This window comes from Pseudochrobactrum sp. AO18b (assembly GCF_000409565.1).
Taxonomy (GTDB): domain Bacteria; phylum Pseudomonadota; class Alphaproteobacteria; order Rhizobiales; family Rhizobiaceae; genus Pseudochrobactrum; species Pseudochrobactrum saccharolyticum.
The window spans coordinates 1-9,513 of sequence record NZ_ANNO01000440.1 but is presented as its reverse complement, the minus strand read 5'-3'; the positions used below and the strand labels follow the sequence as shown (position 1 = coordinate 9,513).

The following is a 9,513-nucleotide window of genomic DNA, read 5'->3' as shown; positions in this document are numbered from 1 at the left end:
GCGCGGGCTTTGTTCAAAGCATAGCTAAAAATTAGCCTTCGTATTTCAGGCGGAAGTTGGAAAGTGCAACAGCAGCATTCAGACCCTTCTGACCCTGAATGGAGATCGGCTGCAGAGAAATATTCTTCCATGTGCCACCGGTCAGGACATTGGTGCCTGCTCCGATACCGATCGTTGCATTGGCTGATGCGCCGACATAGCTGCCGCGCAGTGCGCCTTCAGGGCGAACGGTTGGTGCCCAAACGGCCCATGCCAGCTGACCGGCATTGTAGAAGCCAATATCCACACCGATTTTGGTGATCTGGCCGCTATAGCGCTCGGCAGGTGCACCGCGCTGTGCAGGCTGGAATACGCAATCCAGATCCTGACGGCTGCCAATGATAACACCGATTGACGGCTGGAAATCGCAGGTCAGAACGCCGACTTCCGAACGTGGCTGAACAACGGCATTACGGGAGGAAACCATGTCGGCAGCAGATGCTGAAACAGCAAAAGTACCGGCGGCAAAAAAGGCCATAAGTGCAACAGAGTTACGGAGAGACATGATATCTTCCTCTTCTTATTTTTAGACGCATCCATGAAAGTGTAAAATGGCTTTCGGTAAAGATGCGTGTTGAAACTACAGTTAAAGCGGGTGAACGCTCAAAGTCTCTGCCTGAAAAGCAACCATAATGACGGGAATCACCTGATTGCTGAACATGCAGCACAAATGTGATATGTGGCTATTTAGGGTAATATCGTGGCACGTTAAGAGGAAATTAACAATTTGTTATTTCATCACGCGCTAATGAGTATCTGTGTTGCTGAATTGCCATGCTTTTCAGAACCGGAAGCCATAGCGAAATTACGCAGAGCCTGCGGATAGAGCTGATGCTCTGCGGTCAATACGCGTGCTGCCAGCGTTTCAGCCGTGTCACCCTCAGTAATGGCCACCGCTGCCTGCGCAACAATCGGGCCTTCATCCATACCTTCAGTCACCAGATGTACGGTGCATCCGGCAAGTTTCATACCGGCATCCAGCGCACGCTGATGTGTGTGCAGACCCGGAAACAGCGGCAGAAGGGAAGGGTGAATATTGAGGATACGTCCTTCATAAGGCGCAATGAACCGGCCGGATAGCAGGCGCATATAGCCTGCGAGGCAAACTATATCCGGAGCGATTGCAGCCAGTTGCGCAAGAATTGCATCTTCATGCGCTTCTTTGGAAGCATAGTCTTTGCGGACAAAAACATGGGTCTTGATGCCTGCGGCCTGAGCTTTCGTCAGACCGCCGGCTTCTGCCTTGTCGGAGATGACGGCAACAACTTCTGCCGGATAATCCGGTGCCTGTGCCGCGCGGATCAGCGTCTCCATATTGGAGCCGCCGCCGGAGATGAAAATGACCACGCGTTTGCGCGGTGTTGAAGGCGCGTGGCTCATAGGGAAAGTGTGCCCTGATAAACGACGCCCTGATCTTTTGCCTCACGCGCAATCATGCGGCCGAGTGTGACAACAGTTTCGCCTTCGGCTTTCAGTGCCTGAGCAACAGTTTCCGCTTTGTCAGCAGAGACAACAACAATCATGCCAACGCCGCAGTTGAAGGTGCGCAGCATTTCATGGGCTTCAACACCGCCGGTTTTGGCCAGCCATGAGAAAACAGCGGGAACCGGAATCGCAGATAGATCAATTTCAGCCGCCAGTGTTTCCGGCAGAACGCGCGGAATATTGTCAGGGAAGCCGCCGCCGGTAATATGCGCGAGTGCTTTAATCGCGCCGGTCGAGCGGATAGCCGACAGCAGGGATTTCACATAAATGCGGGTCGGGGTGAGCAGGGCTTCACCCAATGTCTTATCGGCAGCAAAAGGTGCTGCATCCTGCCAGCCCAGACCGGACAGTTCAACAATGCGGCGAACCAGCGAGAAACCGTTGGAATGAACACCGGAAGAACCAAGGCCGAGAATAACATCACCGGCTTCCAGATCACCGGCAGGCAGCAGCTGACCGCGCTCTGCGGCGCCGACAGCAAAACCGGCGAGATCATAATCACCGTCACGATACATGCCCGGCATTTCAGCGGTTTCACCGCCGATCAGCGCACAACCGGATTGCAGACAGCCTTCGGCAATGCCTTTAACAATCGCTGCACCCTGTTCAGGATTGAGTTTGCCGGTGGCAAAATAATCGAGGAAGAACAGCGGCTCTGCGCCCTGTACCACGAGGTCGTTGACGCACATGGCAACCAGATCAATACCAACTGTGTCGTGACGATCTGCATCAATAGCGATTTTCAGCTTGGTACCGACACCATCATTGGCTGCTACCAGAACCGGATCTTTAAAGCCTGCGGCTTTCAGATCAAACAATCCGCCGAAACCGCCGATTTCCCCGTCAGCACCCGGACGGCGCGTGGAGCGCACCAGAGGCTTGATCTTGTCGACCATGCTGTTGCCCGCATCAATATCCACACCGGCATCGGCATAGGTCAGGCCATTTTTCGCGTCAGCGGCTGAAGTGGATGGGGTTTTCGACTGTGGCATTGGTAGCTCCCGATACACAGCGCAGCCGTAAGGCCGATGGAAGAACGGCAGGGCAGGCTGCGGTTAATGCTTCAAGCAGGCGCAATGACACGAGATTGCTTTATCCGCAAGCATCTTTCGTCATTTTTAACTGATAAACACCATGTTATGAGATGAGCAGAGCATATGTCGCAGTTAATTTACTCTGTCGCTGCAATGAAAGCAGGTGTGATAGGTCCTAGAGCGGTTTACGTCCAGATTGGATCATAGCGCTCGCTCTGGATTCTTTATTTGGTCGCATTATCACAGCCGTCAAGTTGATCCAGCTTGACATAATCAAGAAGTCAAGTTGATCCAGCTTAACTGTGAAATGCTCTATCTTGACCGGAGGCTGAAATGCGACATATTCAGACTTTTTAAGCAATGGCGGTTTTATATGAGTAAATCGGATACCACACCACCTAAATCGCCATCCCCCCGTGCATCGCGGGCAAAGTCGGAGGCGCTGGTAAAAACCACGCCGCAACAGGTTATCATTCCCGCGACTGAGAATGAAGTGCGTCTGGATGTGCAGGTCAGTGCACTCGGTGCAACCGTGCGTAAACAGGCTTTTTTCTGGCTGTTTGCAACGGTTGTTTTTGTTCTTTTCCTGACCGTGTTCAGTTCCATTTTGCTGCCCTTTGTAGCCGGACTTGCTCTGGCTTACTTTCTTGACCCTGTGGCCGACCGGCTTGAGCGTTTCGGGATGTCGCGTCTGGTAGCAACCGTGGTTATCCTGATTACCTTCGTCTTTGTGCTGGTGCTGGGGCTTATCATCATCGTGCCGGTGCTGGTTACACAGCTGGCCGAGTTCATTTCGAAATTCCCGGGTTACTTTACGCAGCTTCAGTCGCTGATTGCCCATCAGGATTCCGAATGGCTGCAGAAATATCTCGGCATTAACAGCACGGTCATCAAAGATAATCTGAGCGGATTTCTCAAGCAGGGAGCCGGTTTTCTGACCACTTTGCTGCAATCGCTGTGGAATTCCGGCAAGTCGCTGATTGATATTGCCGGTCTGTTTGTGGTGACACCGGTGGTTGCGTTCTACATGCTTCTCGACTGGGACCGCATGGTCAATACGATTGATTCATGGGTGCCGCGCGATCATGTGAAAACTGTGCGCCAGATCGCCCGTGAGATGAATGATGCGATTGCCGGTTTTATCCGCGGTCAGGGCACGCTGTGCCTCATTCTCGGAACATTTTACGCTGTCGGCCTGACGCTTACCGGTTTGAATTTCGGCTTGCTGATCGGCCTTTTCGCCGGTCTTATCAGCTTCATTCCCTATATCGGCTCGATTGTCGGTCTGGTGCTGGCAATCGGTGTGGCGCTGGTGCAGTTCTGGCCGGATTGGGTGATGGTTGTTATCGTCGCCTGTGTGTTCTTTGCAGGCCAGTTTATTGAAGGCAATATTCTGCAGCCGAAACTGGTGGGCAAATCTGTTGGCCTGCATCCGGTATGGCTGATGTTTGCACTTTTTGCCTTCGGTTCGTTCCTAGGCTTCACGGGGATGCTGATTGCTGTGCCTGCTGCGGCGGCAGTCGGGGTGCTGGTACGTTTTGCAATCGGGCGGTATCTGGAATCGCCGATGTATAAAAGCAGTAACGGAGAAAACTGAGCCGGAAGTTTTCAACAGCTTTGTCCACAGGCTTGTGGGTCACGGGGATAAGCTCAGACAACCGGCGCATTCGTGCCGGTTGTGCTTTTCTAAAGGGGGGAAAGCAGTTACTGCATCATTCTGACCTGTATTTTGAAGATTTGACAGGTTCTGTGATGGAACAGCTTGAACCCCGCCCTGAAATCATGTGATGAATTTGTATGATTTGTAAGCAGGCCGGAATTCGGGCTAATAATTTTGGGTAATTATGTCTGCTGAGCACCGACAAATGCCGCTCATTCTTCAGCATGAGCCAGGCTTTACGCGCGATGATCTGGTTGTCACCGGATCGAATCGTGCGGCTGTCGATCTGATTGATCGCTGGCCGGACTGGCCGTCGCCTGTCGCGCTGCTTGTCGGACCAGCCGGAGCCGGTAAGACACATCTGGCAGCCATCTGGCGCAGTCAGAATGATGCGGCAATCCTCGATCCTCATGATATTGATGCACAGTCACTGGAAATCGCTGCACAGCGTCCGGTGCTGATTGATGATATCGGTGCAGAAGCTTTTGATGAAACCGGTCTGTTCCACCTGATTAACACTATTCGGCAGACTGCAGGCAGCTGCGAAAACGGTCAGTCGCAGGCCTCACTGCTGATGACGTCGCAATTGCAACCGTCGCAGTGGAATGTGACGCTGCCTGATCTGGTTTCCCGTCTGAAGGCGGTGACGATTGTCGATATTTCCGAGCCGGATGATTATTTGCTGAGCACAGTGATTTACAAGCTGTTCGCCGATCGTCAGGTCAGTGTTGATCCGGCGGTTATCAGCTATATTGTCAGCCGTGTTGAGCGCTCGCTCGACAGTGTGATTGTGCTGGTTGATCTGCTCGATCATATGGCTCTGCAGCAAAAAAGCCGGATTACTAAAGCGCTGGCAATACAGGCTTTGCAGGCAATGGCGGATGCATTGCCTGACACTTCATCTCAAAACTGATTTTTCTATTTGCCGACCGGCTGTTGCGGATAAACCGGCGCAACCAGTCTGCTATTCTGTGTTTTTGCTGTGGTGCCATTATTGTTTGGTGCTGCGGCAGGGCGGATTGACCCTGTGGTCATACCGGAATGTTGAGACGCTTGCGGTGCGGAGACTGCACGGAATGAGCGTGCCTGCGCTTGTTGATTTTTGATAATCAGCTGATCTTCCTGCACCCAGCCAATAATATTGGTGGATGGTACAACCACGCGGTGCCAGCGTCCGACTTTGGCATAGGAGCGCATTTCGCGGCCTTTTTCGACGCGGCCGACAGTCTTGGCCTTGTCCCATGCTTTTTCGTGAATGGTCAGATCCTGTCTGGCAATAATTGCTTTCGGCACTTTGAATGCACCGCTGGCATGACGGCTATTGTCATCCGGTGCGGATTTTCCGACCGGCGGTAAAGCGGGCATGGTGTACTGCGGTGCAGGTTTTGGCGGTACGATCTGAGCTGCCGCCGGTTTGCTATCCGGACGTGGCGCAAGAGCGGCAACCTGTTTCGGAGGTGACTTCTGCTCACTGGCAACGCTCTGGCCGATATTCAACGGCGGCCTGCGTATTGGAGACGGCGGTGTCACATTGGGTTCAGTATTTCTGGCGGTCTCCGTATTCCTGCTTTGCGTCTGCACCGTTCTGCGTTCTGAACTGGCTGTAGCAGTCGAACCGGAACGGGATGCGGAACTATTGGTCGCTGTGCGGAACAGGCCTGATACGCTGGCAGACGGGCTGCGGCTTTGCGATGTCGCCCAGAGTGCTGCAGCACCAATCACCACAATTGCACCAACGGTTAGAACAGCAGTCGTGGACTGACCCGAGCTTTTGCCGCGCGTCGGGCGCTTTTTGCGGGAAGTGGTTTTTCTCGGAGCCATATGTCTGCGCCTTTATATCGGTCAGCATTCAGATGCACTGAACCAAGCTGAGTATTTCGAATCTGCCTGTATTCAAGCTACCGCGCGAATCTTCGTATTTGGTTACTATGCTCACCTTTTGTTCTCTGTGTCCGGCGTAAAATAACTTATTTTCGGCACAATATCGGCCAGAAACAGTCCCGAAGCAGGCGCAGCATTTTTGCGCGGCCGCTTCTGACCGCGCCGGATTAACCAGCCATCTGCAGCTGACCATTACACACGGCCTGTGTGCAGAGGAAAATATGGAGCGTATGAAACAAAATGAAAAAGCTTGTTTTGACATTGAGTGTTCTCGGCACCGTTCTGGGATTGTCAGCAGCGCCGGTCTTTGCGGGACAGACCGCAGCCGCTGCCTCGAAAACTGACATGACAAAAATGCAGCATGGCACGGATAAGGCTGCCGGCGGGCCGGGCATGATGATGGATGCGGCAGGCGGAAAAATTCTGACCACTGCAGAAGGGCACACGCTGTATACGTTCGATAAGGATAGCGGCGGCATGTCCAATTGCGATGCCTCATGTCTGAAAATCTGGCCGGCCTATCATGCCCCCGCCAAAACCAAAGCGGTTGCGCCATGGTCCAAGGTGAAAGCCTCAGACGGTAAGGACATGTGGGCTTATAACGGCAAGCCGGTTTATACCTATATTAAAGACAAGAAAGCCGGTGATATGGAAGGCGATGGTGTCGGTGGCAACTGGCACGTTATCAAATAAAATTTGTGTTTCCGCTCTGATATAGGTCTTGCTCATCAGATTGAAATATTTGATGGGCAGGACTTTCTGTGTGCTAGAGCGCCGTGTGCCAGACTTGGCACACAAAGGACGCTCTAACACTTTAAAATTAGAGCATAATTTCACCTTAAACTGATCCAAGTTTAAGGAATTATGCTCTATCTTCCCTGCGTAACAGGAATGGAAAACTATCTTGAGGGAGTGATATGGCACATATTTTCCGGCGGGCTGAAGAGCGGGATCTCATTGAAATTGTGGCCATGCTTGCCGATGATGTTTTGGGGGCAGCGCGTGAGGATCAGTCCGTACCGCTGAACAAAGCCTATCTGGATGCCTTTGCCGCAATCGGGCGGGACGAGAACCAGTTCTTGCTGGTTGTCGAAGCTGACGGGCAGGTTGCCGGTTGTCTTCAGCTCAGTTTTATCCCAGGCCTTTCAAGACTTGGCATGTGGCGCGGGCAGATTGAAAGCGTGCGGATTGCCCGTGATTATCGCGGGCAGGGCTTGGGTAGGCAGATGCTGGAATGGGCAATCGGTCAATGCAGGGAAAAAGGCTGTGGTCTGGTGCAATTGCACACGGATGTCTCGCGCAAAGATGCGATCCGTTTTTATGAGCAGCTTGGTTTTAAAGCCAGTCACGCCGGAATGAAGCTGGCTCTCTAAAATATTTGCAATCATTTGCATCGAATATGCAGCTGCTGCGTTATTGTCAGACCGGAGTATTTTCTCTGAACCGCTTTGAAACAGGAGATACAATCAATGGTAGATACTGCAAAAATCAAAGAGCATTTTGAAGTGATCGGTGCAGACGGTGTTCACGTTGGCATCGTCGATCATGTGGAAGGCGATCGTATCAAGCTCACGAAAAACGATGCCGGCGCACATCATAAGCACCATCATTATATTTCACTGGGGCTGGTTGCTGATATTGAGGGCAACAAGGTTCGTCTTTCAGCCAATGCTGATGTTGCGATTACATTTGAGGAAGAGAAAGACGGTAAAGCCGCTATGTGAAGCTGCTCCGGTTCTCCGATAATCAAACCCGCCATTTCCTGAATGGCGGGTTTTGTTTTGCAACACTTAATAAGTGTAGAAAAGGATGGGAATAAATCCCGCGGTCTGTAAATGCTCGACCGTTTCGAAAAACGGAAATGCAACAAAGAACACCAGCCCGTCAAAGAACGTATTATAGAGCGTTTTCGGACGGATGGTCAGGGTTTCCACATCTCTGTAGCCCGAGAAGCGCGGGAAAAAGCGCGGCACTTCAAGCTTATAATCACGATAGGGCTGACCGAAAGTGTTTTCGAGATAGCCTTCCTCGGCAAGAATAACGAACAGGAATGTGATGTAGCAGGCGATTGTCAGCAGGAGCGCGACACCGAGACTGCCGGTGAGGCAGCCGATACCGAATGCACCGATTGTGCTGAAAACATAAAGCGGATTGCGGCTCAGGGAATAGGGGCCGGTGCGAATGATCTGCGCGCCTTTGTGGCCGCCGATATATAATGTGCACCACATGCGGCCGAGAATGGCCACCATGATAAAACCGAGGCCGAAGGCCTCAATATATTCATGAGTACCGCGCGGCCATGCAGAGCGTACGAAAAGCAAAGCAAGGAACAGGAGAACTATAATAATCGCTACGGCAAGGCGCCGGCGTGCCTGATAGCGGCTCATTTCTTTCATGGATTGCATTGGGCAGGACCTGTGTCTGTGGATTTACTATCATGGAAACAGAGTCATTATCGCAGAGAGGATCGTCTGTTATGACGATCACATATCTGTTCTTCAGAAAGCGGATTATTTTATGTCCGTATTTATTCCTTGCCCGAATGTAGACGATTTAACCGCGTGGCCCAAACAGGATGATGCCTGCACCGGCGAGTGCCAGCATACCGCCGGTAATGTCCCATCTGTCCGGCGAGAAATCCTCTGCCAGCCGCAGCCATAATAATGAGGCGATAATATAAATACCGCCATAGGCCGCATAGGCACGGCCTGCAGCCTCAGCGTCAATAAATGTGAGCAGCACAGCAAACAGGATCAGGGATGCAATGCCCGGCAGCAAAAGCCATACGGGTTTATCCAGTCTCAGCCATGCCCAGAAAGCAAAGCACCCTGCAATTTCAGCAACCGCAGCCAAAGCATAAATAAGAATCTGTGAGACGGGGTTCATAGCTGGCGGTGCTCCTGATATCTGCATGTAATCTCATAAAGCATAATAATCTTACCGGTTTAAGAAATCGCACAATCATTTCAAAACGGAACAGAGAGTGATGAGATTGTTCATTTCCTGTTCAATTTCTGTGTTCTAGAACCGGCACTGCGAGCGTATATTGGTGAGACTGCTTCGGTGGCCGGAAACTGTATCTGCTCTGTTTTATTAAAGGCTTCACCATGAGCATCAGCTCATACAGGAAGGAAATTCAAATGAGCACAATGTCGATTGCGACAAATCTGTCCCGCGCCGTGTTGTTTCTGGCAGTCGTTGCCGGTGCTTACACAGTTGATACCGGAACAGCATCAGCTCAGGAAGTACGGCAATGTGCCTCTGAAGGGGGCGTGTGCCGCATTCCTTATCCGACAGAAGTAATCTACGGCAGCGGAAGACGGGCAACATCGCGCTTTATTAATCAGCCGCAGGTGCGTTGCTCGAACTCCGTCTTCGGCGACCCTGCATATGGCAGAGCCAAAACCTGCTCTT

Annotated in this window: 11 protein-coding genes and 1 pseudogene; 6 read left to right on the top strand and 6 right to left on the bottom strand. The window is 51.9% G+C overall.

What is annotated here, in order from left to right:
* Positions 1–31: 31 nt before the first annotated feature.
* From A918_RS0116620 to purM, 3 genes are all read right to left on the bottom strand, one after another.
* Complete coding sequence (locus A918_RS0116620) at positions 32–544, bottom strand: DUF992 domain-containing protein (protein ID WP_022712145.1); 513 nt, start codon at positions 542–544, stop codon at positions 32–34.
* 233 nt (positions 545–777) lie between these two features.
* The gene (purN, locus tag A918_RS0116615) at positions 778–1,419 is read right to left on the bottom strand and encodes a phosphoribosylglycinamide formyltransferase (RefSeq protein WP_022712144.1); all 642 of its coding nucleotides are present in this window, start codon (positions 1,417–1,419) and stop codon (positions 778–780) included.
* On the bottom strand, positions 1,416–2,516 hold the full coding sequence (purM, locus tag A918_RS0116610) for a phosphoribosylformylglycinamidine cyclo-ligase (protein WP_022712143.1): 1,101 nt from the start codon (positions 2,514–2,516) through the stop codon (positions 1,416–1,418). The genes purN and purM overlap by 4 nt, the downstream gene beginning before the upstream one ends.
* 547 nt (positions 2,517–3,063) lie before the next feature.
* Here purM and A918_RS20875 point away from each other — a divergent pair.
* Together A918_RS20875 and hdaA are read left to right on the top strand one after the other, a co-directional pair.
* Positions 3,064–4,155 carry an AI-2E family transporter gene (locus A918_RS20875; protein WP_051139079.1) on the top strand — a complete coding sequence of 364 codons (1,092 nt, stop codon included), beginning with the start codon at positions 3,064–3,066 and terminating at the stop codon, positions 4,153–4,155.
* 247 nt (positions 4,156–4,402) lie between these two features.
* Positions 4,403–5,131: a DnaA regulatory inactivator HdaA gene (hdaA, locus tag A918_RS0116600; RefSeq protein WP_028233913.1), complete on the top strand. Its 729-nt coding sequence runs from the start codon at positions 4,403–4,405 to the stop codon at positions 5,129–5,131.
* Positions 5,132–5,136: 5 nt separating this feature from the next.
* On the opposite strand, the gene A918_RS20870 is transcribed toward hdaA, so the two are convergent.
* The gene (locus A918_RS20870; RefSeq protein WP_022712142.1) at positions 5,137–6,039 is read right to left on the bottom strand and encodes a hypothetical protein; all 903 of its coding nucleotides are present in this window, start codon (positions 6,037–6,039) and stop codon (positions 5,137–5,139) included.
* A 300-nt stretch (positions 6,040–6,339) separates the two neighbouring features.
* On the opposite strand from A918_RS20870, the gene A918_RS20865 reads away from it, so the two are divergent.
* From A918_RS20865 to A918_RS0116580, 3 genes are all read left to right on the top strand, one after another.
* On the top strand, positions 6,340–6,792 hold the full coding sequence (locus A918_RS20865) for a hypothetical protein (protein WP_022712141.1): 453 nt from the start codon (positions 6,340–6,342) through the stop codon (positions 6,790–6,792).
* A 224-nt stretch (positions 6,793–7,016) separates the two neighbouring features.
* Positions 7,017–7,472: a GNAT family N-acetyltransferase gene (locus A918_RS0116585; RefSeq protein WP_022712140.1), complete on the top strand. Its 456-nt coding sequence runs from the start codon at positions 7,017–7,019 to the stop codon at positions 7,470–7,472.
* Positions 7,473–7,568: 96 nt separating this feature from the next.
* Positions 7,569–7,823 (top strand): DUF2171 domain-containing protein, encoded by a 255-nt coding sequence (locus tag A918_RS0116580; RefSeq protein ID WP_022712139.1) that lies wholly within the window; start codon positions 7,569–7,571, stop codon positions 7,821–7,823.
* Between the two features lie 66 nt (positions 7,824–7,889).
* On the opposite strand, the gene A918_RS0116575 is transcribed toward A918_RS0116580, so the two are convergent.
* Both A918_RS0116575 and A918_RS0116570 read right to left on the bottom strand, forming a co-directional pair.
* A complete protein-coding gene (locus A918_RS0116575) occupies positions 7,890–8,504 on the bottom strand; it encodes an isoprenylcysteine carboxylmethyltransferase family protein (protein ID WP_022712138.1) in 615 nt (204 codons plus the stop codon).
* A 148-nt stretch (positions 8,505–8,652) separates the two neighbouring features.
* Complete coding sequence (locus A918_RS0116570; protein ID WP_022712137.1) at positions 8,653–8,985, bottom strand: YnfA family protein; 333 nt, start codon at positions 8,983–8,985, stop codon at positions 8,653–8,655.
* Positions 8,986–9,239: 254 nt separating this feature from the next.
* Here A918_RS0116570 and A918_RS0116565 point away from each other — a divergent pair.
* Positions 9,240–9,513 (top strand): annotated as a pseudogene (locus A918_RS0116565) (hypothetical protein); the annotation flags it as partial.

What these genes read in the sequence shown, in the direction of transcription:
- A918_RS20865 (WP_022712141.1), top strand. Translation starts at nt 6,340, where the DNA reads ATGAAAAAGCTTGTTTTGACATTGAGTGTTCTCGGCACCGTTCTGGGA.
- A918_RS0116575 (WP_022712138.1), bottom strand. Translation starts at nt 8,504, where the DNA reads ATGCAATCCATGAAAGAAATGAGCCGCTATCAGGCACGCCGGCGCCTT.
- A918_RS20870 (WP_022712142.1), bottom strand. Translation starts at nt 6,039, where the DNA reads ATGGCTCCGAGAAAAACCACTTCCCGCAAAAAGCGCCCGACGCGCGGC.
- A918_RS0116570 (WP_022712137.1), bottom strand. Translation starts at nt 8,985, where the DNA reads ATGAACCCCGTCTCACAGATTCTTATTTATGCTTTGGCTGCGGTTGCT.
- hdaA (WP_028233913.1), top strand. Translation starts at nt 4,403, where the DNA reads ATGTCTGCTGAGCACCGACAAATGCCGCTCATTCTTCAGCATGAGCCA.
- A918_RS0116585 (WP_022712140.1), top strand. Translation starts at nt 7,017, where the DNA reads ATGGCACATATTTTCCGGCGGGCTGAAGAGCGGGATCTCATTGAAATT.
- A918_RS0116580 (WP_022712139.1), top strand. Translation starts at nt 7,569, where the DNA reads ATGGTAGATACTGCAAAAATCAAAGAGCATTTTGAAGTGATCGGTGCA.
- purN (WP_022712144.1), bottom strand. Translation starts at nt 1,419, where the DNA reads ATGAGCCACGCGCCTTCAACACCGCGCAAACGCGTGGTCATTTTCATC.
- A918_RS0116620 (WP_022712145.1), bottom strand. Translation starts at nt 544, where the DNA reads ATGTCTCTCCGTAACTCTGTTGCACTTATGGCCTTTTTTGCCGCCGGT.
- purM (WP_022712143.1), bottom strand. Translation starts at nt 2,516, where the DNA reads ATGCCACAGTCGAAAACCCCATCCACTTCAGCCGCTGACGCGAAAAAT.